Genomic DNA, 22,535 nt, shown 5'->3' on the forward strand with positions numbered 1-22,535 from the left:
CGTCGAGAACGGTCGGCGTGGTCCATCTGGCCGCGCTTGCGCTGCCTGGCGGCGTGCTTGACCCCGGACACGCGAAAGGCCCCGGCGCTCTCCTAGGGCTTAGGAGCCGAGGGCCTTTGCATCAATGCTGGTCAGGCCGGGTCGTGTGCCTTCGCCATACCGACGAACGCCCGCCAAGCCGTGGGCCCGAAGACCAACGCCGGCCCTGCCGGGTCCTTCGAGTCCCGCACACCAACGATGCCAGGCAGGTTGTCCGCAACCTCGACGCAGTCGCCGCCGTTGCCGCTGCTGCGGGTGCTCTTACGCCACCGCGCGCCGGTCAGTTCCATGTCTTCGCCATCTCCGTGAGTAGGTCGACGGATTGCCAGTGGGACAACGCCTCGCCGCGTACGTTCTCCCACGCGGCCAGCATCGCCGCTATGTCCTCGGCACCGGTAACGACTTGTCCCTGAAGCTGATTGTCGAGGTAGCCGGCAACCCGATGCTCGGGCCCCACTGCGATCACGAAGGGACCGTTCAGGCCAGCGTACGCACCGACGGTCGAGGGGACGATGTGCACGCGGACGTGCGGAGCCACGCACGCGGTGATGAGGGCCTGCACCTGCTCGCGCATGGTGGTTCGTCCGCCGACTGGCCGCCGCAGCACGGCTTCGTCAACAACGGCGGTGAAGTGTGGCGGGTCCTCACGGGTCAGGATGCTCTGCCGAGCGAGTCGTGAGGCTAGGTGCCGCTCGACGTCACTGCGGGCGATGACGTCGGCTCCGGCGAGCACGGCGCGAGCGTATGCCTCGGTCTGGAGCAGGCCGGGGAGGACTGTCGACTGAAACGACCGCAGCGAGATCGCCTCGCGCTCGATCTCTTGCCATGGTCGGAACCAAATTGGCTCGCGGCGTCTTGAAGTGTCCGGCCAGATGTCCCCTATGGGCCGTCGGAGCGCACTCGCCGCCGCCTCGCGGTGCCGGGGGTGGGGAATGTGGTCGTGGTTCAGCCAGCGCGCGACCGTCTTCCGATCGACCCCGACCAACCCTGCCAGGGACTCAATCGAGTGCCCCGTCTCGGCCAGCGCGGCGCGTAACGCATCGTTCACGACTTCCCCCCATCGGATGCGCGGAATGTCTCGCGACCATATCGCTACGGGCTGTTCTTGTCCCGTCACTGGCCGCAAGGTGGGATCAGACGGCGCGGCCGGTAGGGATCACGAAACCCGGCGGACGCGTTCGTATCGGGGCCGCCCCTGACCTGCCGAGATCTTGGACAGTTTCCGTTCTCGCGTAACGGAAACTGTCCAAGATCTCCGCGGGCGAGCACGCACGGGGCGGCCCCCTTCCACAGTGACGACGAGGGGAGAGCGCCGTGCCGGATGAGCCGCCCGATCGGAAATCCAAGCCGAGGCCAGAACCGCGGAAGCCGCACACGGCTGACGTCCTGCACCTGACCCACGCCGCGAGTGTGCAGTTCCTGCACCCGATCTTCGTTCGGGTAATTCGCGTTCTCGACTGGCCGACGTACGACGGGTGGCTGTGGATCGACGGTTACGAGCTGGCCGCTAATGGTGATGCGGTCGCGCGCCGGTCCCTGTTCGTGATGCCCGCAGGCCTGATCTGGCTGGAAACGCCCGCCCCGGCGGCCCGTCGCCCAACCACCCGCGCGCCCGTCATGCGCAGTCGGGTGAGGATCGGATGACCCGCCGCCCTCGTCCGCACCACCCGATGCGTCCAGCGTGGCTCTGCCGTAACTGCGCCGCTCCCTGGCCGTGCGCGCCGGCTCAGCTTCACCTCGCGACCGAGTTCTACGGCCATTCGATCGCCCTGGCGTTCTATCTGGCAGCGCAAATGCAAGACGCGGTCGACGACCTGTACTCCCTCGGCGTTCGTCCTGACCCGCGAGCGCTTCACGCCCGGTTCCTGGGCTGGCTGTCCCTGAGCCGCCGACCGCGCCGCGTCGACTTGCGCTGACCGCTCCCAACGGGATGAGGTCCGCTACCGCCGAGCTGGTCGAGCATCCGTCCGAGGCGGCCGCCGTCACCCACCCGTCACACCCGCTGCCCCTGTGCGGTGTGAGCCCCACTTGACAGGACCGAAACAGAAGGGACCCGGACCGGAAACCGCCCGCCGGCACGCTTTCCCGACATGACAGACGGTGCGCGGTCGGCAACTCCACCGGGGCTGATGCCCCGGGAGGTGGCGACGCACTGCCCGTACTGCGCCCTGCAGTGCGGGATGACGCTGCGCGCGGACGACGCCGGGGTGACGGTCCACCCGCGGCAGTTCCCCACCAACCGGGGCGGGCTCTGCCAGAAGGGTTGGACCGCCGCCGAACTCCTCGACCACCCGGAGCGGCTGACCACCCCGCTGGTGCGCGACCCGGCCACCGGCGAACTGCAGCCGGCGAGCTGGGACACCGCGCTCGACCGGGTGGTCGCGGGCATCCGCGCGGTCCAGCACGACGCCGGCCGGGACGCGGTCGCCGTCTTCGGTGGTGGTGGCCTGACCAACGAGAAGGCGTACGCGTTGGGGAAGTTCGCCCGGATCGGGCTGCGCACCCGGCACATCGACTACAACGGTCGGTTCTGCATGTCCTCGGCGGCGGCCGCCGGGATGCGCGCCTTCGGCATCGACCGAGGGCTGCCGTTCCCCCTCGCCGACCTGGGCCGGGCCGACACCCTGCTGCTGGTCGGGGCGAACCCGGCGGAGACCATGCCGCCGCTGGTGCGCTGGCTCACCGAGCAGCGCCGCAACGGCGGAAAACTGATCGTCATCGACCCCCGGGTCACCGCCACCGCCCGCCAGGCCGACCTGCACCTGCAACCGCTGCCCGGCACCGACCTCGCGGTGGCCAACGCGCTGCTGCACATCGCCCTCACCGAGGGGTGGGTCGACCGGGCCTACGTGGCCGACCGCACCACTGGATTCGACGCGGTCCGCCGCGGCGTCGCCGCCTGGTGGCCGGCCCGCGCGGAACAGCTCTCCGGTGTGCCGGTGGCCGACCTGGAGGAGACCGCCCGTGCGCTGGGCACCGGCGGTCGGGTGATCATCCTGACCGCGCGCGGTGCCGAGCAGCACGCCAAGGGGGTGGACACCGTCACCGCGTACGTCAATCTCGCTCTCGCCCTCGGTCTGCCCGGCCGCGACGGTTCGGGGTACGGCTGCCTCACCGGCCAGGGCAACGGCCAGGGCGGGCGGGAGCACGGGCAGAAGGCCGACCAGCTCCCCGGCTACCGAAAGATCGACGACCCGGCGGCCCGCGAGCACGTCGCGGGGGTCTGGGGCGTGCCGGCCGACGAGCTGCCCGGTCCGGGAGTGCCCGCCTACCAACTGCTCGACTCGCTCGGCACTCCGGGTGGCCCGCGCGCGTTGCTGGTGTTCGGCTCGAACCCGGTGGTCTCCGCGCCCCGGGCGGCCCGGATCGAGGGCCGGTTGCGCGACCTCGACCTGCTGGTCGTGGCCGACCTGCTGCTCTCCGAGACGGCCGCGCTGGCGGACGTGGTGCTTCCCACCGCCCAGTGGGCCGAGGAGGACGGAACCATGACCAACCTGGAGGGTCGTGTGCTGCGCCGGCGCGCGCTACGCCCGCCCCCGCCGGGCGTCCGGACCGACCTGGCCATCATCTCCGCGCTCGCGGCCCGGCTGGCCGAGACCGAGACCGAGACCGAGTCCGCGGCCGTCGACCCGACCGACGCCGACCCGGCCAGAGTGCGAGCGGCGGCCCGGTTCCCGGCCGACCCGGCTGCCGTCTTCGCCGAGCTGCGCCGCGCCTCGGCCGGTGGGGCCGCCGACTACGCCGGCATCAGCTGGGACCGGATCGACGCCGACGACGGGGTGTACTGGCCCTGCCCGACCGAGGACGGTCCGGACACGCCACGACTCTTCGCCGACCGGTTCGCCACCCCGGACGGCCGGGCCCGCTTCCACGCCGTCGACCATCGGCCGGCCGCCGAGGAGGTCTGCGCCACCTACCCGCTGCACTTCACCACCGGCCGCGTGCTGGCGCAGTACCAGTCGGGCACTCAGACCCGACGGGTGTCCGCGCTGCGGCGTGCCGCCCCGGAGGCGTTCGTCGAGCTGCACCCCGACCTGGCCGCCCGGCTGGGCATCGACGACGGCGACCCGGTGCGGGTCACCTCCCGCCGAGGGGAGTTCCGTGCTCCGGCCCGGCTCAGCGCCGGGATCCGACCGGACACCGTGTTCGCCCCGTTCCACTACGCGGGGGCGGGACGCGCCAACTCGGTGACCAACGACGCGGTGGACCCGATCTCCGGGATGCCCGAGTTCAAGATCTGCGCGGTCCGGGTGGAGAAGGCATGACCGCCCGGGTGGTCATCGTCGGCAACGGGATGGCGGGCGCGCGCCTCGCCGGTGAGTTGCACGCCCGGGCGGGAGACCGGAAGGTCACCGTGCTCGGGGCCGAGCCGCACCGCGCGTACAACCGGATCCTGCTCTCCACCCTGTTGGCCGGCCGGATCGACGAGCCGGACGTGGAGTTGACCGAAGCCGCCGGGCACGGCGTCGACCTGCGCAGCGGCGTACCGGTGACCGCCGTCGACCGGGCCGCCCGCGAGGTCCGCACCGACGACGGCGAACGAATCGGATACGACCATTTGGTGCTGGCCACCGGCGCCCGGGCGGTGGTGCCGCCGCTGCCCGACCTCGACCCGGCGAACCTGCCGGAGCGGGTGGTTCCCTTCCGGACCCTGGACGACTGCCGGCGGATCCTCGCCGCCGCCGACGGCGCCCGCAGCGCGCTGGTGCTCGGCGGCGGGTTGCTCGGTCTGGAGGCCGCCCGAGGGCTGGCCACCCGGGGGCTGGCCACCACCGTGGTGCACCCGAGAGAGCACCTGATGGAACGGCAACTGGACCCGGTGGCCGGCGCGGTGCTCGCGGGCACGCTCGCCGGCTTCGGCGTCACCGTCCAACTGGGGGTGTCGGCGACCGGCGTGGCCGCGGACGCCAACGGTGTCCGCCTCGACCTGGCCGACGGCCGATCGCTGCACGCGGATCTGCTGGTGCTCTCCTGCGGTGTACGCCCGGACACCGCCCTCGCGCAGGCCGCCGGCCTGACGGTGCGGCGCGGTGTGGTGGTGGACGACCGGCTGCGCACCACCGACCGGTCCATCTCGGCGATCGGCGACTGCGCCGAGCACGACGGCGTGCTCACCGGGCTGGTCGCGCCCGCCTGGGCCCAGGCCCAGGTGCTCGCGGACGTGCTGACCGGCACGGACCCACTGGCCCGGTACCGGCCCCGGCCGGCGGTGACCCGGCTGAAGGCCGCCGGGATCGACCTCGCGTCGATGGGTGACGCGGCCAGTGGCGGGCCGGGCGAGGAGCTGACCTTCGCCGACCCGACCCGGGGCACGTACGCCCGGCTGCGGATCCGGGACGAGCGGCTGATCGGCGCGATCCTGCTCGGCGACAACCCGGCGGTCGGCACGGTGATCCAACTCTTCGACCGTGGTCAGCCGGTGCCGAGTGACCGGCGGGCGCTGCTGCTCGGCCGGGCGCTCGGCGCGGTCGACGCGACCCCGGCCGCCTCACCGGCGCTGATGCCGGACGCGGCCACGGTCTGCCAGTGCAACACGGTGAGCAAGGGCGCACTCGTCAGAAGTTGGCGCTCCGGCGCCCGGACGGTCGATGCGGTGGTGGCCGCGACCCGGGCCGGCACCGGATGCGGCGGATGCCGGGACGCGGTAAGCGGCATCGTCGACTGGCTGAGCCAGGCGGAATCGGTGGAGGTGACGCGATGAGCGGCGGCGATCTGATCGTCATCGGCAACGGCATGGTCGGGCAGCGTTTCGTGGACGCGCTGCGTGCCCGTGACCCGGAGGGCCGCTGGCGGGTGACAGTGCTGGCCGAGGAGGGGCGCCCGGCGTACGACCGGGTGCGGCTCTCGGCGTACTTCGACGGGGTGAGTGAGAGCGAACTCAACCTGCACACCCCGTACGAGGGGGTGCGGTTGCGACTCGGCGAACCGGCCACCGCCGTCGACCGGGCCCGGCAGGTGGTGACCACCGCCGTCGGCGAGTACCGCTACGACGCGTTGGTGCTGGCCACCGGGTCGTACGCGTTCGTGCCGCCGGTGGCCGGCACGGAGCTGCCCGGGGTCTTCGTCTACCGGACCCTGGACGACCTGGCGGCGATCCGGGCGTACTCGCAGGGCCGGCGGGCCGGCGCGGTGATCGGTGGTGGGCTGCTCGGCCTGGAGGCCGCGAACGCCCTGCGGCTGCTCGGCCTGAGCACCGACGTGGTCGAGTTCGCGCCCCGGTTGATGCCGGTGCAGGTGGACCAGGCCGGCGGCGCGATGCTCCGCCGCTACGTCGACGACTTGGGCGTACGGACCCATCTCGGGGTGGCGACCACCGCGATCCGTCCAGGCCCGGACGGCGGTGTCGCGGCCCTGGAACTCTCCGACGGCACCGCCCTCGACGCCGACCTGGTGGTGGTGGCCGCCGGCATCCGACCCCGCGACCAGTTGGCCCGGGACGCCGGCCTGCCGCTGGGCCCGCGCGGCGGGGTGCTTGTCGACGCGACCTGTCGTACCGCCGACGAGCGGATCTGGGCCGTCGGGGAGTGCGCGGCGGTCGACGGCACCTGCCACGGTCTGGTCGCGCCGGGGTACGCGACGGCCGAGGTGGTGGCCGACCGGCTGGTCGGCGGCGCGGCGACCTTCCCGGGCGCGGACACCGCCACCAAACTCAAGCTGCTCGGCGTCGACGTGGCCTCGTTCGGCGACGCGCACGGCGCGACCGAGGGCTGCCTGGACGTCACGTTCACCGACCCGGCCACCCGGGTCTACGCGAAGCTGGTCCTCTCCGACGACGCGCACACCCTGCTCGGCGGGGTGCTGGTCGGTGACGCCAGCGCGTACCCGACGCTGCGCGCCAGTGTGGGCGGCCCGCTGCCGGCCGCGCCGCTGGCGCTGCTCGCGCCCGACGGCGGCGGCGCGGACGCCGGGGCGCTGCCGGCCACCGCGCAGGTCTGCTCCTGCAACGCGGTGACCCGGGGTGACGTGGACGCCGCCATCGCCGACGGTTGCGCGGACGTGCCGGCGCTGAAGGCGTGCACCCGGGCCGGCACCAGCTGTGGTTCTTGCGTGCCGATGCTCAAGCAGCTCCTGGACGCGGCCGGGGTGGCGCAGTCCAGCGCGCTCTGCGAGCACTTCGACGTCAGCCGGCGGGAGCTGTTCGAGATCGTCCGGGTCCGTGGCATCCGCACCTTCTCCCGGCTGGTCGCCGAGCACGGTCGGGGCCGCGGCTGCGACATCTGCAAGCCGGTGGTGGCGTCGATCCTCGCCTCGCTGGGCAGCGGGCACGTGCTCGACGGCGAGCAGGCGTCGTTGCAGGACACCAACGACCACTTCCTGGCCAACCTGCAACGCGACGGCAGCTACTCGGTGGTGCCCCGGATTCCGGGCGGCGAGATCACCCCGGAGAAGCTGATCGTGATCGGCGAGGTCGCCCGGGACTTCCAGCTCTACACGAAGATCACCGGTGGGCAGCGGATCGATCTGTTCGGGGCGCGGGTGGAGCAGCTACCGCAGATCTGGCGGCGGCTGGTGGACGCCGGCTTCGAGTCCGGGCACGCGTACGGCAAGGCGCTGCGCACCGTGAAGTCGTGCGTGGGCGAGACCTGGTGCCGGTACGGGGTGCAGGACTCGGTGGGGCTGGCCGTCGCCCTGGAGCTGCGCTATCGCGGGCTGCGTGCGCCACACAAGCTGAAGTCGGCGGTCTCCGGTTGTGCCCGGGAGTGCGCGGAGGCGCGCAGCAAGGACTTCGGCATCATCGCCACTGAGACCGGCTGGAACCTCTACGTCGGCGGCAACGGCGGTTTCCGGCCCCGGCACGCCGACCTGTTCGCCACTGATTTGTCGACAGAAACGCTGATCAGGCTGATCGACAGATTCCTGATCTACTACATTCGCACCGCCGACCGGCTGCAACGCACCGCCGGCTGGATCGAGGCCATGGACGGCGGCCTGGACCACCTGCGCTCGGTGATCGTGGACGACTCGCTCGGGCTCTGCGCGGACCTCGACGCGGCGATGGCCCGGCACGTGTCGTCGTACTCCGACGAGTGGCGCGACGTCCTGGACGACCCGGAACGGCTGCGCCGCTACACCTCCTTCGTCAACGCCCCCGACGTGCCCGACCCGTCGATCACCTTCACCCGGGAACGCGGCCAGCCAGTGCCCGTACGCGACCATTCCCCGACCGGATCCGAGCCGACCAACGGTCACCGTCGGCAACCGGTCACCCTCGGCCTACCGGAGGTACGGCGATGACCCAGACCCTCACCCTGACCTGGACCACCGTCTGCCTCCTCGACCGGTTGGAACCGGACCGGGGCGTCGCCGCCCTGGTCGACGGGGTGCAGATCGCCCTCTTCCGCACCGCCGACGGGCTGTTCGCGATCGACAACCGCGATCCGGTCTCCGGGGCGTACGTGCTGTCCCGGGGCATCGTCGGCAGCCGTGGCGGAGTGCCGACGGTCGCCTCACCGCTGCACAAGCAGGTGTACGACCTGCGCAGCGGGCACTGCCTCGACCTGCCCGGGGTGGCCGTGGCCCGACACGACGCGCGTTGCCGCAACGGGCTGGTCGAGGTGCGGCTGCGACAGGAGGGTTGATGCGGGAAGAACTGGCGGGCTTCACCATCGGGGTGACCGCCGACCGGCGGCGCGACGAGTTGGCCGCGCTGCTCGAACGTCGGGGTGCCCGGGTGGTGCTCGCCCCGGCGTTGCGGATCGTGCCGCTGTCCGACGACACCGAGCTGCGCGAGGCGACCCGCGCCTGCCTCGACCAGCCGCCGGACATCCTGATGGCCAACACCGGAATCGGCATGCGCGGTTGGCTGGAGGCGGCCGAGGGCTGGGGGCTGGCCGAGCCGCTGCGCTCCGTGCTGGCCAGCTCGTACGTGGTGGCGCGCGGGCCGAAGGCACGCGGTGCGATCCGGGCGGCCGGGCTGCACGACCAGTGGTCGCCCGCCTCGGAGAGCTGCGACGAGGTGGTCGACCACCTGCGCCGGCGGGGCGTGGCCGGGCAGGTGATCGCCATGCAGCTGCACGGCGAGCGGCAGCCCGAGTGCACGCTCGCGCTGGAGGCGGCCGGTGCCACGGTCATCGAGGTGCCGGTCTACCGCTGGGCGCCGCCCACCGACCCGGCGCCGCTGCACCGGTTGATCGACCTGATCGCCGGCCGGCTGGTGGACGCGGTGACGTTCACCTCGGCGCCGGCGGCCGAGGCGTTGCTGCGGGCCGCCGGTGACCGCACCGACGCGGTGCTGTCCGCGTTGCGCAGCGACGTGTTGGCCAGTTGCGTCGGCGCGGTGACCGCCGAGCCGCTGCTGCGGCGCGGGGTGCCGGTGAGCGCGCCCGGCCGGGCCCGGTTGGGCGCGCTGGTGCGGACGATCGTCGACGAGTTGCCCCGCCGGACGGTGACGTTCAAGGCCGGCGGGCACCTGCTCACGTTGCGCGGGCACGCCGCGGTGATCGACGGCGAGCTGCGGCCACTCGCGCCCGCGCCGATGGCGGTGCTGCGGGCGCTTGCCCAGTCCCCGGGCCGGGTGCTGTCCCGCACGGCGTTGCTGCGGACACTGCCCCGGGGCGCGGACGAGCACGCCGTGGAGATGGCCGTGGCCCGCCTACGGGCCGGCTTGCGCGCGCCCCGCGTGGTCCAGACCGTGGTGAAGCGCGGCTACCGGCTCCGGGTCGACTGAAGGCGTCACGGCCGGCCGTCGCGAGCCGGCCGTGACGCGACGGTTCAGCCGACCGGCGTCGGGAAGCCCCGCCCGTGCTCGGACTGGAGCCGGAGCATGGCGTGCTCGACCACAGTCACCAGCACCTGCTTGACCGAGTCCCGCTGCCGGGCGTCGGTCATCACCAGCGGCACCTGCGGCGAGATGGCCAGCGCCTCGCGGACCTCCTCGGCCTCGTACTGCGGTGCGCCGTCGAACTTGTTCAGCGCCACCACGTACGGCAGGTTGCGGTTCTCGAAGTAGTCCAGCGGGGCGAACGCGTCGGTGATCCGGCGGGTGTCCACCAGCACGGCGGCACCCACCGCCCCCCGGATGATCTCGTCCCACATGAACCAGAACCGGGTCTGACCCGGTGTACCGAAGAGGTACAGGATCAGGTCCTGGGCCATGGTGATCCGGCCGAAGTCCATGGCGACCGTGGTGGTCTCCTTGCCCGGCACCTTGGACGGATCGTCGATGCCGACACCCGCCGCGGTCATCAACGCCTCGGTGGTCAGCGGTGTGATCTCGGAGATCGCCCCGACCAGTGTCGTCTTACCGACGCCGAAGCCGCCCGCGACGACGATCTTCGCGGAGACGATTCCCCGGCCCGGCCGCCCCCCTGCGGGGTCATAGCCTGCGAAGTCCACTTAGCACCCTTCCAAGCAGTTCCATCCGCTCCTCGAACCCCTCGGCGGGAGCAGCAGTGTGTAACGTCAGCAGGCTCTCGGCCACCATGTCGGCGACCAACACCCGGGCGACGCCCAGCGGCATCCGGGTGTACGCGGCGATCTCCGCCAGCGATTGCGCTCGGCCCTCACAGACCGTGGCGATGCGGTGTTTGTCGTGCCCGGCGAAGCGGGACTCGGCGACCTGGGTGAGAGATGCGGTGAGGACGGCCTCAAGAGCGATGTCCTGCCGGGGCTCGGTACGACCACGGGTGACCGCGTACGGACGCACCAGCGCGCCACGCGGGTCAACGCGTCGTTGGTCCATCCCCGATCACCTCCTCGTCCCCTGCGGAGCCGGACTGTGCCGCCTCTCGTCCCTGGTCCGGCGCCCGGAACGGGCGCCGCCTTCCGGTCCTAAGAACGCACCGCGTCGCGCGGCAGCGGCACCAGCGCGGCACCAACCCGCTCGACCAGCAGCGCCATCTCGTAGCCCACCTGGCCCACGTCGCAGCTGCGCGCGGCCAGCACGGCCATCGAAGAACCGTCGCTGATCGACATCAGGAAGAGGTACCCGCTGTCCATCTCAATGACTGTCTGCAACACCCCGCCCGCGCTGAACATCCGGGCCGCGCCCTCGGTCAGGCTCACCACCCCGGAGGTGATCGCGGCGAGCTGGTCCGCCCGGTCCCCCGGCAGATCCCGGGAGGACGCGAGCAGCAGCCCGTCGGCGGACACCGCCACCACGTGGGCGATGCCCGCCACGCTGTCGGCGAAGTTGGTGAGCAGCCAACCCATGTCCTGCATGGCAGCTGGCCTGTTCATCGGCTCTCCTTGGTCGAGGTGCTGTTCAGGTCCGTTCCGGCCGTCCGACCGCGCTGCACACCTCGGTGGTAGGCGGACAGCAGACCACGTACTTCATCCGGGGTCCGCCGGCTGCGGTCCCGGCCGCTCTTCGGTTCGATGCCACCCGGCACGAGTTGTGCCTGCGGCACCCGCTTGGGCAACCCGGAGCGGGTGGTTCCGGCGGGAGCCGGCTCGGCCGCCCGGCTGGCCCGGGACCAACCCTCGTCCGCCGCCGTACGCCAGGCCTCCGGGTCGGGGGCGGGCGCGGGGGCGGGGGCGGGGGCGGCCGGAGCCGTCCGGCTGGCCGGGGGCGGGTTGTACGAGGGTGGTGCCGACGGCCGTGCTCCGAAACCGTCCATGGTGGTCCCGAGACCTGCGGCGCCCGGCGTGGCCGTGCCGTCGGAGTTACCCGGGGTACGGGTCGGCAGCTTCGGCCGGGCCGGCGGCGCGGCCGGCACGGGCGCGGCGCTCGGCTGGCCCCCGTTGCCGGTACGCAGACCGGCGTCGGCCGCCTTGGTGGCGGGCGCGGGCGGCTCGTCGAAGTTGGGCCGGGTGAAGATCGCGGTGGCGTCGTCTCCGTGCGACCGGAACCAGACCGCCTCCATCTCCCGGAAGATCGGAGCCTCGGCGGGGAAGTCGGGCCGGGTGCTGACCGGTGCGGCCGGCACCGACGGCGGGGCCGGCGGTGCCACCGCGCCCGGCCCGGCGACCGGCCCGACCGGAAGGCCCTGAACACCGCGCCCGTCGGCGGCATCCGCGGTGGAACCGCGCCGAGGCAGCGGGTCGACGGTCGGGTAGGCCACGGTCGGGCTGCCCAGCGAGGCGCCCGCACCGCTGCTGTAGGCCGGCCGTGCCGGCGGAAGCGGGGCGGCGGGTGCCGGAGCGGCCGGCGCGGGGGCGGCGGGTGCCGGCGGCATGGTCGAGCGCGGACCGGTGTAGCCACCCGCCTGCACGGCCGGGGTGGTGTCCCGCGAGTCCAGCGGCGACTGCCACTGGGCGGGCGCCGGCGTACTGGTCCGCCACTGGTCGGGCAGCGTCGCCGCCGTCGTGGCGGCACCGGCGAACTGCTCGGTGTGACCGACCGGGGTGAGCGGCGTCTGCTCCACGGCCATCGGCTGACGCGGCCGGGTGAGCACCTGCTCGCGGCCCCGGTTGCTGGGCAGCACCACCGTGGCGGCGGGCAACGTCACCTGGGCGACGGTGCCGCCCTCGACGTTGCGGCGCAGCTCCACGCGGATGCCGTAGCGGGAGGCGAGCCGACTCACCACGGCCAGACCCATCAGCCGGAACGCGGCGACGTCGACGCTCGGCGGGGCGGCCAACCGCCGGTTGAGCGAGTCGAGCTGCTCGTCGGTGAGGCCGAGCCCACGGTCCTCGATCTGGATCAGGACGTAGTCGCGGATCCGCCGACCGTCGGCGACCACCGTGGTGTTCGGCGGCGAGAACCGGGTGGCGTTGTCGAGGAGTTCGGCGACGAGACGTACCACGTCGTTGACCGCGTGCGCGGCCACCGAGATGTCGGTGTCGACCGTCCCGAACTCGATGCGGTTGTACAGCTCCACCTCGGACTGGGCGGCACGCAGGACATCCACCACCAACGCGTCGTCACGACGCGGTACGGCGGAGTCGGCGCCGGCCAGGACCAGCAGGTTCTCGTCGTTGCGGCGCATCCGGGTGGCCAGGTGGTCCAGTTCGAAGAGCTGCGCGAGCCGCTTCGGGTCCTCCTCGCCGCGCTCGATCGCGTCCAGCTCGCCGATCATCCGGTCGACCAGGGTCTGACTGCGGCGGGCCAGGTTGAGGAACATCGCCGAGACGCTGGTACGCAGTGCCGCCTGCTCGGCGGCGACCCGCACCGCCTCCCGGTGTACGACGTTGAAGGCCAGTGCAACCTGACCGACCTCGTCGCGGGTGTTGAGCTGGATGGGGTCCCGGACCTGTCGGACGATCTCGTCCACCCCGCCGTCACCCACGCTGCCCATGTTCTGCAGCCGCTGCACCGCGTCGGGCAGGTCGTGGTTGGCCACCGAGAGGGCGCCCTCCCGCAGCCGGCGCAGCGAGTGGTTGAGCGATCGGGCCAGCACCACGGCCAGCGACACGGCGATGATCAGGGTCAGCAGCACCAGGACCGACTCGACCACGGCCTGCCGGATGACGTCCGAGCGCGCCTGGTCGGCCTGCTGGAGCAGTCGGTCCTGCAGTTGGATCTCGGCCCAGCGCATCAGGTCGTTGACGGCGCCGATGGCCGCGGTGGCGTCCTGCGCGGTGACCAGCGGGCGCTGCCCGACCGAGCGGGTGATGTCGGTGGCCACCCGGTCGGCCAGGCCGACCGCGTCGCCGGAGACGGTGCTGTCGACCAGGGCGCGCTGCACCGGGTCGGCGGCCAGCGAGAACGCGACCAGCGCCTCCTGCTGACTGGTCAGCGTTGCCACGAACGAGGAGAACTGCTCCGAGTCGAGCTGGCCGGCCGTCAGCGCGGTGAAGGCGACGGCCTCTTCCTCGGCGACGGAGGCCTTGGCGCGGGCGAAGGCGGAGACCGCACGGCGGCTGTCCGCCAGGCTCTCGTCGCCGGGCAACTGGGCGAGGCCGTCACCGTACGAGACCAGGTCGGTGAGGATGACCCCGTAGCGGAGCACCGCCTCGGCGACCGCCATCTGCCGGCGGTCCAGCACCTCCTGACGGGTACCGTCCAGGGTGGCCAGGTGGTCGTCGATGGCGGTCAGGCGGTCCCGCAGGGCGGCCGGCACCTCGCCGACCCGGCCCCGCTCGGCCCGGTACTCGTCCACCTGCTGCTGCGTCTGGCGGACCCGCAGGTTGTACGCGTCGGCCGGCTGCTGCGGGCTGGCCAGGTAGGCGGCCGCGGCCATCCGTTCGGCCTGGAGGTCCTGGGTGAGGGCGCTGACGTCGACGGAGAGGGCCGTCAGTGACCGGGCCTGGGTGGCGTCGAAGGCACCCTCACCGACCGAGATCAGGCGGACCGTGGCCAGCGCGATCACCGCTGCCACCGGAACGACCAGAATCAGTGCCAACTTGGACCGGATCCGGGCGTCACGCAGTCTCGGCATCCGTCGGCGCGTACGCCGACCGCTGTCGCCGAGCGCGGGCAGGGTCGTCGGTCCGGTGCTCACGACATCGCCTCCGTCGTTTCTTCCCCGCCTGAGCCGCCGAGCCATGCCGTAAGCGGAGGGGACCACGCGCGGCACGGCCGCGATTTCATCAGAGATGATCCTGTTTGGGAAGCCGCAGTGAGGTAGGAAACGGTCGGACGGAGCGCATCCCGTGATCCGGGCAACTGATACCTTCATTTCCGCAAGCCCCTGAACAGGGCATGTAACTCCAGAGTGGTCACGCGTGTATGCAAAGTGAGCTTTTGCAAACATTGCGTTACCCCAGCATGTGGGATGGCCGTCCCGAAAATGCTGCCGGGGTCCGCGCTTGACCACAGCGCCGGCCATTGGCAAGGTTTTGCAGGCTTCGCGCACACCGTACGGCAGAGGAGATCCCGTCCTCCACTGAGGACGGATTAGCGGCGGTGACCGGGCAGCGCCCGCGCCCGCACCTGGAGGACTGAGTTGAGCCCCATCCGCTCCGCGACCATCGCGGCGCTCGCATCGGCCGTAGTGGCCACCACGCTCACCGGCTGCCAGTTTGGCGGAGCGGAGCAGGACACGAGTCCGATCGTGATCGCTGCCGACCTCGAACTCTCCGGCGCCGCCGCCACGGTTGGCCGGACATACCAGCGCGCCCTCGAACTCAAGGTCGAGCAGTTGAACTCCTCCGGCGCGTTGAACGGCCGGAAGATCGATCTCAAGGTGAAGGACAACCGTTCCGACTCGGCCGAGTCACTTCGCAACATCGTCGACTTCAGCAGCGATTCTCGGGTCAGCGCCATCATCATGGGTGGCTGCAACGAATGCGCGGTCGGTGCGGTCGGGACCATCAACGAGAAGCGGATTCCCACCATTGCGCTAGCCGCTTCCGGCGCGATCGCGGCGCCGGCCGCCGAACGGCGCTACGTGTTCAAGCTGGGCCCTAACGCCCCGGACAGCGCCGCCGCGCTGACCACCGAACTACGCCGCAACAACATCCGCAAGGTGGGGATGTTGGTCAGCGACGACGACTACGGCCAGGAGGGCGCGACCGCGCTCAAGAACGAACTGGACAAGGTCAACATTTCGCTCCGCCAGCAGCGGATCAAGACCACCGACACGGACGTCAGCCAGCAGGTCCAGCAGCTCGCCTCGGGCAAGCCCGACGCGATGGTCTTCTGGACCCCGCCGGAGCAGGCGACACTGGCCGCCACCACCGCCCAGCAGACCACCTTCCGGGGGTCGATCTACTTCGACGCGGGTGCGGCTGGGGACCTCTTCCTCGGCTCGGCGGCCAAGGCGACCGAGAAGGCCACGCTGATCTTCACGCAGACCATGGTGATCGACGACGTGATCGCGACCACGCCGGCCAAGGCGGCGCGGCGGCAGTGGTTCCAGGACTACACGGCACGCTTCGGTGGCTACAACGGGTCCTCCTCGTTCGCCGCGGACGCGGTTCAGCTGATCGCCGACGCCGAACTGCGCGCCGGTGGTGAGATCGGCAAGGTGGACCGCAACGGCATCCGGGACGTGCTGGAGACGTCCCAGATGGACGGCCTGTCCGGCCCGATCCGCATGACGCCGGACAACCACAGCGGTCTGATGCCGCAGGCGCTCACCACGCTTGTCGCCCGCAACGGCCGCTGGCGGTTGGCTGGGTAACGCTCGGGCCTCGTGTGGTCTCGTCCGCCGGGGTTCGTCGTGTGCCGGGTGGGGGGTGGGGGGGGGGGGGGGCGGCGGGGCCCGCGCGGGGGGGGGGGGGGGGCCGCGCCCGGGGGGGGGGGGCCCCCCCCCCGCCCCCGGGCGGTCAGGCTTGATCCCTCCGCCGGGCGCGGTCGGCCACACCCTTCTCACCTGCGGCTTTGACGGAACGGGCCGGCCTCCATGTGGGGGCCGGCCCTTCGCGTTTCTTGTGATTGATTCTTCTGTTGGGTCAGCGGCTGCTGGTGGTTTCTCGTACCCAGGGGAGGGCGAACCGCTCGATCAGCAGGAGCGCCGAGTAGAGCAGGATGCTCACCAGCGCCACCAGCATGATCGCCGCCCAGGCGGTGGCGGCGTCGCCGATGCCGGCGTACTGCGTGATGACGTAGCCGAGGCCGCTCTCGCCGGCCTGGAACTCACCGATCACCGCGCCGATCGCGGCCAGCGGCATGGCCACCTTGAGCCCGACGAAGATCTGCGGAAGCGCGGCCGGGAAGCGCACCTTGCGGAACGCCTGCCAGCGGGAGGCGTTCCAGGATCGCACCAACTCGGCCAGGTCGGCCGGCGTGGTGGTCAGCCCGGTCGCGGTGGAGAGCACGATCGGGAAGAAGCAGAGCAGGAACACCATGGTCAGGATCGGCTTCTGACCCCAGCCGAGCGCCACCACCAGCAGCGGGCCCAGCGTGATCTTCGGCACCGCGTTCACCGCGACCAGCAGCGGCGTGAACATCCGCTCCACCGTGCGGGAGCTGGCCAGGGAGAGCCCGAGCAGCACACCGGCGGCCACCGAGAGGGCGAACCCGGTCAGGATCTCCAGCGTCGTGTCCCAGGTGTGCTCCAGCATCTGGGCGGGCTTCTCGACGAACGCGCTGAACACGTCGCCGGGCGGTGGCAGGGCGACAGGGTGGACCAGTTCCAGTCGGGCGATCAGCCACCACGCCGCCAGCGCGATCAGGATGCCGACCGCGGGTAGCGCCACCTCGGCCCCGGCCCGAAGACCCGCACCTCGACCCGCGCGCCCCGCCTCGGGGCCGGCGCTCGGGGGTGGGGGTTCCGTCACCGCCGGGTCCGCTGACCGGACGTCGGTCATTCCTGTCCTCCTCGAAATCTCACGGCCCGCCGGGGGCCGACGAGCGACGGGGGTACGCCCCACCGGGATCGGCGGGACGTACCCCCTGATGACGACCGGACGATCAGGCCTTCGGCGCGAGGCTGAAGTCGATGATCTGCTCGGGGGTGATGTTCTGCTTCAGCGCGCCGGCGCCCTGCAGGATGGCGATGCTCTTGGCGACTCGACCGCTGTCCAGGGTGCCGATCGCGGTGCCGGTGTTGCCGGAACGGACGTACGCGGCCATCAGCTCCAGCTCGGCGGCGGCGGAGACCGGGTTGGTGGCGTCGACGTTCTTCTTCAGGATGTCGGCGGCCTCCTTGGAGTTCGCCAGGCTGTACTCCAGGCCCTTGAGCAGCGCCGCGGTGAACCGCTTCACCATCTCGGGCTTCTCCTTGGCGATCTTCGAGGAGGTGATCAGCACGTTGCCGTAGAGGTCCTGCATCACGTTGCTGTACGGCAGCATGACGGCCTTCTTCTTGGCCACCGCCTCGATCGTCGGCTGACCGACGACGAACTGACCGATGCCGTCCACCGACCCGTTGGCCAGCGTGCCGATCAGGTTCTGCGCCTCACCGTTGACCCAGGTCACCTTGGTCGCGTCCACGCCGGCGAGCCGGGCGTACGTCGGGAAGAGGTTGCGGACCACGGACCCGGGGGTGTCGGCGAGCTTCTTGCCCTCCAGGTCCTTCGGCGAGCTGATGTTCTTGCCCTCGACGGTGGCGATGCCCGCCATGGTGCGCTGCTGGATCGCGGCCACCGCGGTGAAGTCCTTCGCCTGGCCGTTGCCGAGCTGGAGCAGGCCGCCGGTGAGGTCGATCGGGCCGAAGTCGGCCTGGCCGCCGACGACGGTCTGGATCACGCCACCGGTGCCCTGGCCGGCCTTGATCTCGACGTCGAAGCCGGCTTCCTTGAAGAAGCCCTTGTCCTTCGCCACCCAGGCGTAGGAGTCACGGCCGAAGTTACCGAACGAGGTGAGGTAGGTCACCTTCTCCAGCTTGCCGTCGCCGCCCTTTGCATCGTCGGCCGAATCCGACCCGCTGCTGCAGGCGGAGACAAGGGCGAGGGCGGTGGCCAGCGCGGCCGTAGCGACCGTACGGGTCAGCCTTCTCATCAGTGCACCATGTCCTTTCCGACCGGGGCCGGCAGGCCACCGGAGGGGGTTGTCGTGACGGGCCGGCGGGAGGGGTGGAAGCCGGGCGCCGCCGTCGTGAGGGGACTCTTCGCGGGCACAGCGTACGAGAAACCCACAGTTGCGACGCCAGGCGTATCGGGTTGCGGAACGGATACAACCTGACGACCACCCCAGCCGGTGTCATACCTCGACAGGGCGGTTAGCCTTTGGCGCATCCTGACCGTCCACTCAGCGGAGGTACGCCGGAGATGATCCGACTGTCCGGGGTGTCCCGTACCTTCGAGGGCCGATCCGGCCGGGTGGAGGCGCTGCGCGGCATCGACCTCGACGTCGCCGAGGGCGAGTTCGTGGCCGTGCTCGGCCGCTCCGGCTGCGGCAAGTCCACGCTGCTGCGGCTGATCGCCGGGCTGCTCCCGCTGAGCGCCGGTGAGATCACCGTCGCCGGTACGCCGATCACCCGCCCCCGCCAGGACATCGCCATGCTGTTCCAGAAGCCGGCGCTGCTGCCCTGGCGCACCGTGCTGGACAACGTCCTGCTGCCTGTGGAGATCTTCGGCTGGAGCCGCGCCAAGCACCGGGAGCGGGCCCGGCAACTACTCGACGTGGCCGGGTTGGCCGGCTTCGAGAAGCGGCTGCCGCACGAGCTCTCCGGCGGCATGCAGCAGCGGGTGTCCCTGTGCCGGTCGTTGATCGGTGAGCCCCGGGTGATGCTGATGGACGAGCCGTTCTCCGCGTTGGACGCGCTCACCCGCGAGGAACTCTCCGGGGAACTCCAGCGGGTGCACATGGAGAACAAGCCGACGATCGTCTTCGTCACCCACTCGATCGACGAGGCGGTGCTGCTCGCCGACCGGGTGGTCGTGCTGAGCCCCCGCCCCGGCCGGATCCGCAAGGTCGTCGACGTGACCATCCCCCGGCCCCGCACCCTGGGCCGCAACGCCCACCTCGCCGACGTCGCCCAGGTCAGTGCCGACCTGCACGAACTGTTGATGGAACGCGAGCAGCCGGCCACCGCCGGCGCGGAAGGACACTGACCATGCGGGTGTCGGTCTTCACCGAGCCGAACCGTGGCGCCAGCTACGACACCCAGCTCCGGTTCGCCCGGCTGGTCGAGGCCTGCGGCTACGAGGGCTTCCTCCGCGCCGACCACTACCAGTCGATGGGCGCCGACCCGGGCCTGCCCGGCCCGACGGACGCCTGGCTGACCCTCGCCGCGCTGGCCCGGGAAACCGAGCGGATCCGGCTCGGCACCCTGGTGACGTCGGCCACGTTCCGCCTGCCCGGTCCCCTCGCGGTGATGGTCGCGCAGGTCGACCAGATGAGCGGCGGCCGGGTCGACCTGGGCATCGGCGCCGGCTGGTACGAGCGCGAGCACACCTCGTACGGCATCCCGTTCCCGGCGGTCGGCGAGCGCTTCGACCGGCTGGCCGAGCAGCTTGAGGTGATCACCGGGTTGTGGGGAACCCCGCTCGGCGAGACCTACAGCTTCACCGGCGACCACTACCGGCTGCTGGACGCTCCCGCCCTGCCCAAGCCGGTGCAGGTGCCCGGCCCGCCGATCATCGTGGGCGGGCGCGGCCCCAAGCGCACACCCGAACTGGCCGCCCGGTACGCCGACGAGTTCAACATGCCGTTCAAATCCGTGGCGGCCACCGCCGAGGCGTACGACCGGGTGCGCGAGGCATGTGAGCGCACCGGACGGACGGAGTCCGGGCGCGATCCGCTGGTGCTCTCCGCCGGGATCGTCGTCGCCATCGGCCGCACCGACGCGGAGGCCCAGCGTCGGGCCGCGCCCCTGCACGAGAAGAGCGCGCTGCCACCGGAGGACCCGGTGGTCGGCTCCCCCGCGCAGCTCGCACAGCGGATCGGTGAGTTCGCCGCGATCGGCACCACGCGGGTCCACCTACGCCTGATCGACTTCGATGATCTCGACCACCTCGAGCTGATCGCCGCCGAGGTGCTGCCCCAACTGGACGGAGCACGATGACCGACGTGATCGACGGAACCGAACTCGGACCGGTGGGTCAGGAGATCGTGTACGAGAACGACCGGGTCCGGGTCTGGCACATCCGCCTCGAGCCGGGCGAGCGGCAACCGCTGCACCGGCACGACCACCCCTATCTGGTGGTGGCGATCGAGGGTGCCAAGAACGTCGTACAGACCGTCGACGGCACCCGGATCGACGCCGACGAGCCCACCGGCGGAGTGGTCTACCGGGACCCGGGCGCGGTGCACATGCTGACCAATGTCGGGGATACGACTTACCTGGCCCGGCTGGTCGAACTCAAGTAGACCCGCCGATGGCCACCGGCGTGCCGCGCGGCGCGCCGGTGGCGATCGGGTGTACCGGGTGCGTAACGTGCCGGACATGGCCTTTCGGACCTGGGGCAGATTGCTGCTCACGGCGCTCGGGGTGAGCGTGCTGGCCGGAGCCGGCCAGCTCGGCGTCGCGTACGGTTTCGGCATCGTCCGCCTGACCGGCGCCTTCACCGGTACGACCGTCAACCAGTGGCCGGCCCAGCTCGTCTGGGTGGGCTGGTTCGCCGCGAACGCCGCCGTCGCCGGCGCCGTCCTGACCGGACGCCTCGCCCGCCGCGACGCCCCGGCGGCCAGCACCGGCCGGCAGTTGGCGGTCGGTGGCGCGGCAGCGCTCGGCGCCACCGTCATCGCCCCGCTCTGCATGCAGCCCGCTCGCGCCGCGGAGCTGATCTCCGTCGACCCGGTCTGGGCGGTGGGCATCTGTGCCGTGGTCGGCGCGGTGATCGGGGCGGGCGCGGCGATCGCCGTCCTGTTCCGTCCCGAGCTGGGCTGGAACATGGCGGCCGTGGCCGGCGTGGTCTGGCTGTTGGCGCTGATCTCCGTCCTGCCGTCGCTCGGCACGACCGGCCCACTGCCGACCGTCCGGCTCGGCGTACTGGAGCCGAGCTGGCTCGACGACGCCGCCGCACAGCGGCTGGCGCTGCTCCTGCTGCCCACCGTGGCGCTGCTGGCCGGCGCCGCGACCGCCGGGCTGGCTCGCTGGCGGGGCCAGGCTCCGCTGGTCAGCGGCGCCACCGGAGTGGCCGGTCCGGTGCTGGTGGCGTTCGCCTACCTGACCGCCGGTCCCGGCGACGCGGTGGACCGCTACCAGGCAAGCCCCTACTACGGCTCGTTGATCGCAATCCTCGCCGGAGCACTCGGCGCGGCCGCCGCCGCGCTGCTGCGCTGGCCAACGGGCACCCGTACCGCCGATCCGGAGGCGATCGAGCCCACCGCCATCCTGCGCCCACTGCCCGCCGGCCCGGCGCTGCCCGGCGCGTCGAACGACCGGGACACCGCCGAACGCACCGACACGGAGACGACAAACGCCGAGCTGGCCACCGCGCAGCCCGGCGGCGTCGTTGCGGGTCCGTGGGCAAAGGGCGACCCCGATGGGGTACGCACCGTCCCGGCCCACTGGGACTGGCCGGAGACCACCGCGAGCGGCCAACACGGTCCGACTCCCGCCGCTCGGTCTTCCGCCGCTCCGTCTCCCGCCGCTCCGACTCACACCGCTTCGTCTCCCGCCGCTTCGTCTCAGTCCGACGCCTGGCTGACCGCGCCGACCGGTGAGTTCACCGCCGCAGGGCAGACGCCCCCGGCACGTCGGGATGACGGCCCGGCCACGATCGAGCCCTCGACCAGCACCGACGTCAGCAACGTCACCGACACCACCGCGACCAGCACCACGGCCGGACGCACCGACGGCTCAACCCCGGCGAGTGGCCGAGCGGTCGACGAGCCGACCGGCAGCACGGCGACGGGCACGACCGGCAGCATGGCCACGGGCACGACCGGCAGCATGGCCACGGGCACCAGCGGCAGGCCGGCCGGTGGGCGCACGCCCCGCAAGGCCGCCGCCACCGCCGCCGCCCCAAGCAGCACGGGTACGCCTGGCGCAGGCACGGCCAGCTCGGCCGCGCCCAGCGCGCCGACCAGCGCGGACACGCCCATCCCGGCCACCGGCAGCGTGGCTCGGGCCAGTGCGGCCGTGACCGACACGGAGGCGACCAGCACACCTCCGACGGACACGGGCGCTCCCAGCCCCGTCACCGCCCCGACGGGCGCAGACACGACCAGCGCGGGCACAGGCACGACCAGCGCGGGCACGGGGTCGAGCAGCGCAGGCACAGGCACGACCAGCGCGGGCACGGGCACGACCAGCGCGGGCACGGGCACGACCAGCGCGGGCACGGGCACGACCAGCGCGGGCACGGGCACGACCAGCGCGGGCACGGGCACGACCAGC

General features: G+C 72.1%; 20 protein-coding genes. 11 read left to right on the forward strand and 9 right to left on the reverse strand.

The window, feature by feature from the left end:
* Nucleotides 1–131: 131 nt before the first annotated feature.
* The gene (locus ACFYL6_RS08820) at nucleotides 132–329 is read right to left on the reverse strand and encodes a DUF397 domain-containing protein (protein ID WP_196929499.1); all 198 of its coding nucleotides are present in this window, start codon (nucleotides 327–329) and stop codon (nucleotides 132–134) included.
* The gene (locus tag ACFYL6_RS08825) at nucleotides 320–1,087 is read right to left on the reverse strand and encodes a helix-turn-helix domain-containing protein (RefSeq protein WP_387169405.1); all 768 of its coding nucleotides are present in this window, start codon (nucleotides 1,085–1,087) and stop codon (nucleotides 320–322) included. Before ACFYL6_RS08825 ends, ACFYL6_RS08820 begins: the two co-directional genes overlap by 10 nt.
* Before the next feature lie 362 nt (nucleotides 1,088–1,449).
* Here ACFYL6_RS08825 and ACFYL6_RS08830 point away from each other — a divergent pair, with 362 nt between their 5' ends.
* The 6 genes from ACFYL6_RS08830 (at nucleotide 1,450) to ACFYL6_RS08855 (ending at nucleotide 9,706) form a co-directional block, all read left to right on the forward strand.
* A complete protein-coding gene (locus ACFYL6_RS08830) occupies nucleotides 1,450–1,683 on the forward strand; it encodes a hypothetical protein (protein ID WP_387169408.1) in 234 nt (77 codons plus the stop codon).
* A gap of 446 nt (nucleotides 1,684–2,129) precedes the next feature.
* Nucleotides 2,130–4,304 carry a molybdopterin oxidoreductase family protein gene (locus ACFYL6_RS08835; protein ID WP_387169410.1) on the forward strand — a complete coding sequence of 725 codons (2,175 nt, stop codon included), beginning with the start codon at nucleotides 2,130–2,132 and terminating at the stop codon, nucleotides 4,302–4,304.
* The gene (locus ACFYL6_RS08840) at nucleotides 4,301–5,740 is read left to right on the forward strand and encodes an FAD-dependent oxidoreductase (protein ID WP_387169413.1); all 1,440 of its coding nucleotides are present in this window, start codon (nucleotides 4,301–4,303) and stop codon (nucleotides 5,738–5,740) included. The genes ACFYL6_RS08835 and ACFYL6_RS08840 overlap by 4 nt, the downstream gene beginning before the upstream one ends.
* Nucleotides 5,737–8,274: a nitrite reductase large subunit NirB gene (gene nirB, locus ACFYL6_RS08845; protein ID WP_387169416.1), complete on the forward strand. Its 2,538-nt coding sequence runs from the start codon at nucleotides 5,737–5,739 to the stop codon at nucleotides 8,272–8,274. Before ACFYL6_RS08840 ends, nirB begins: the two co-directional genes overlap by 4 nt.
* Nucleotides 8,271–8,618, forward strand: a complete 348-nt coding sequence (nirD, locus tag ACFYL6_RS08850) for a nitrite reductase small subunit NirD (protein ID WP_387169419.1) — start codon at nucleotides 8,271–8,273, stop codon at nucleotides 8,616–8,618. Before nirB ends, nirD begins: the two co-directional genes overlap by 4 nt.
* The gene (locus tag ACFYL6_RS08855; protein ID WP_091402337.1) at nucleotides 8,618–9,706 is read left to right on the forward strand and encodes a uroporphyrinogen-III synthase; all 1,089 of its coding nucleotides are present in this window, start codon (nucleotides 8,618–8,620) and stop codon (nucleotides 9,704–9,706) included. The genes nirD and ACFYL6_RS08855 overlap by 1 nt, the downstream gene beginning before the upstream one ends.
* Before the next feature lie 44 nt (nucleotides 9,707–9,750).
* Here ACFYL6_RS08855 and ACFYL6_RS08860 read toward each other — a convergent pair whose 3' ends face one another.
* From ACFYL6_RS08860 to ACFYL6_RS08880, 5 genes are all read right to left on the reverse strand, one after another.
* Nucleotides 9,751–10,374, reverse strand: a complete 624-nt coding sequence (locus ACFYL6_RS08860) for an ATP/GTP-binding protein (RefSeq protein ID WP_030329978.1) — start codon at nucleotides 10,372–10,374, stop codon at nucleotides 9,751–9,753.
* Nucleotides 10,355–10,720: a DUF742 domain-containing protein gene (locus ACFYL6_RS08865; RefSeq protein ID WP_088950207.1), complete on the reverse strand. Its 366-nt coding sequence runs from the start codon at nucleotides 10,718–10,720 to the stop codon at nucleotides 10,355–10,357. The genes ACFYL6_RS08860 and ACFYL6_RS08865 overlap by 20 nt, the downstream gene beginning before the upstream one ends.
* Before the next feature lie 89 nt (nucleotides 10,721–10,809).
* A complete protein-coding gene (locus tag ACFYL6_RS08870) occupies nucleotides 10,810–11,217 on the reverse strand; it encodes a roadblock/LC7 domain-containing protein (protein ID WP_007465177.1) in 408 nt (135 codons plus the stop codon).
* Nucleotides 11,214–14,363: a nitrate- and nitrite sensing domain-containing protein gene (locus ACFYL6_RS08875; protein ID WP_387169424.1), complete on the reverse strand. Its 3,150-nt coding sequence runs from the start codon at nucleotides 14,361–14,363 to the stop codon at nucleotides 11,214–11,216. The genes ACFYL6_RS08870 and ACFYL6_RS08875 overlap by 4 nt, the downstream gene beginning before the upstream one ends.
* A 395-nt stretch (nucleotides 14,364–14,758) precedes the next feature.
* Entirely contained in the window at nucleotides 14,759–14,905 is a 147-nt protein-coding gene (locus ACFYL6_RS08880; RefSeq protein ID WP_357253710.1) for a hypothetical protein, read from the reverse strand.
* Between ACFYL6_RS08880 and ACFYL6_RS08885 the strand changes: the two genes are divergently transcribed.
* The gene (locus tag ACFYL6_RS08885) at nucleotides 14,856–15,986 is read left to right on the forward strand and encodes an ABC transporter substrate-binding protein (protein WP_387169530.1); all 1,131 of its coding nucleotides are present in this window, start codon (nucleotides 14,856–14,858) and stop codon (nucleotides 15,984–15,986) included. The genes ACFYL6_RS08880 and ACFYL6_RS08885 overlap by 50 nt on opposite strands.
* Before the next feature lie 271 nt (nucleotides 15,987–16,257).
* On the opposite strand, the gene ACFYL6_RS08890 is transcribed toward ACFYL6_RS08885, so the two are convergent.
* Nucleotides 16,258–17,115 carry an ABC transporter permease gene (locus ACFYL6_RS08890; RefSeq protein WP_387169427.1) on the reverse strand — a complete coding sequence of 286 codons (858 nt, stop codon included), beginning with the start codon at nucleotides 17,113–17,115 and terminating at the stop codon, nucleotides 16,258–16,260.
* Nucleotides 17,116–17,218: 103 nt separating this feature from the next.
* Nucleotides 17,219–18,247 (reverse strand): ABC transporter substrate-binding protein, encoded by a 1,029-nt coding sequence (locus ACFYL6_RS08895; RefSeq protein WP_387169430.1) that lies wholly within the window; start codon nucleotides 18,245–18,247, stop codon nucleotides 17,219–17,221.
* Between the two features lie 269 nt (nucleotides 18,248–18,516).
* Here ACFYL6_RS08895 and ACFYL6_RS08900 point away from each other — a divergent pair, with 269 nt between their 5' ends.
* From ACFYL6_RS08900 to ACFYL6_RS08915, 4 genes are all read left to right on the forward strand, one after another.
* Nucleotides 18,517–19,302, forward strand: a complete 786-nt coding sequence (locus ACFYL6_RS08900; protein WP_112601251.1) for an ABC transporter ATP-binding protein — start codon at nucleotides 18,517–18,519, stop codon at nucleotides 19,300–19,302.
* A gap of 2 nt (nucleotides 19,303–19,304) precedes the next feature.
* Nucleotides 19,305–20,255 carry an LLM class F420-dependent oxidoreductase gene (locus tag ACFYL6_RS08905; RefSeq protein WP_387169433.1) on the forward strand — a complete coding sequence of 317 codons (951 nt, stop codon included), beginning with the start codon at nucleotides 19,305–19,307 and terminating at the stop codon, nucleotides 20,253–20,255.
* Nucleotides 20,252–20,560 carry a cupin gene (locus tag ACFYL6_RS08910; protein ID WP_030329959.1) on the forward strand — a complete coding sequence of 103 codons (309 nt, stop codon included), beginning with the start codon at nucleotides 20,252–20,254 and terminating at the stop codon, nucleotides 20,558–20,560. Before ACFYL6_RS08905 ends, ACFYL6_RS08910 begins: the two co-directional genes overlap by 4 nt.
* Nucleotides 20,561–20,636: 76 nt before the next feature.
* A partial coding sequence (locus ACFYL6_RS08915; protein WP_387169436.1) for a hypothetical protein occupies nucleotides 20,637–22,535 on the forward strand: 1,899 nt, incomplete at its 3' end.

The organism is Micromonospora sp. NPDC007208, assembly GCF_042869175.1.
GTDB lineage: Bacteria > Actinomycetota > Actinomycetes > Mycobacteriales > Micromonosporaceae > Micromonospora > Micromonospora foliorum.

Coding starts and splice junctions, on each gene's coding strand:
- ACFYL6_RS08870 (WP_007465177.1), bottom strand. CDS start 11,217: ATGAACAGGCCAGCTGCCATGCAGGACATGGGTTGGCTGCTCACCAAC.
- nirD (WP_387169419.1), top strand. CDS start 8,271: ATGACCCAGACCCTCACCCTGACCTGGACCACCGTCTGCCTCCTCGAC.
- ACFYL6_RS08840 (WP_387169413.1), top strand. CDS start 4,301: ATGACCGCCCGGGTGGTCATCGTCGGCAACGGGATGGCGGGCGCGCGC.
- nirB (WP_387169416.1), top strand. CDS start 5,737: ATGAGCGGCGGCGATCTGATCGTCATCGGCAACGGCATGGTCGGGCAG.
- ACFYL6_RS08820 (WP_196929499.1), bottom strand. CDS start 329: ATGGAACTGACCGGCGCGCGGTGGCGTAAGAGCACCCGCAGCAGCGGC.
- ACFYL6_RS08865 (WP_088950207.1), bottom strand. CDS start 10,720: ATGGACCAACGACGCGTTGACCCGCGTGGCGCGCTGGTGCGTCCGTAC.
- ACFYL6_RS08890 (WP_387169427.1), bottom strand. CDS start 17,115: ATGACCGACGTCCGGTCAGCGGACCCGGCGGTGACGGAACCCCCACCC.
- ACFYL6_RS08900 (WP_112601251.1), top strand. CDS start 18,517: ATGATCCGACTGTCCGGGGTGTCCCGTACCTTCGAGGGCCGATCCGGC.
- ACFYL6_RS08910 (WP_030329959.1), top strand. CDS start 20,252: ATGACCGACGTGATCGACGGAACCGAACTCGGACCGGTGGGTCAGGAG.
- ACFYL6_RS08855 (WP_091402337.1), top strand. CDS start 8,618: ATGCGGGAAGAACTGGCGGGCTTCACCATCGGGGTGACCGCCGACCGG.
- ACFYL6_RS08835 (WP_387169410.1), top strand. CDS start 2,130: ATGACAGACGGTGCGCGGTCGGCAACTCCACCGGGGCTGATGCCCCGG.
- ACFYL6_RS08895 (WP_387169430.1), bottom strand. CDS start 18,247: ATGAGAAGGCTGACCCGTACGGTCGCTACGGCCGCGCTGGCCACCGCC.
- ACFYL6_RS08905 (WP_387169433.1), top strand. CDS start 19,305: ATGCGGGTGTCGGTCTTCACCGAGCCGAACCGTGGCGCCAGCTACGAC.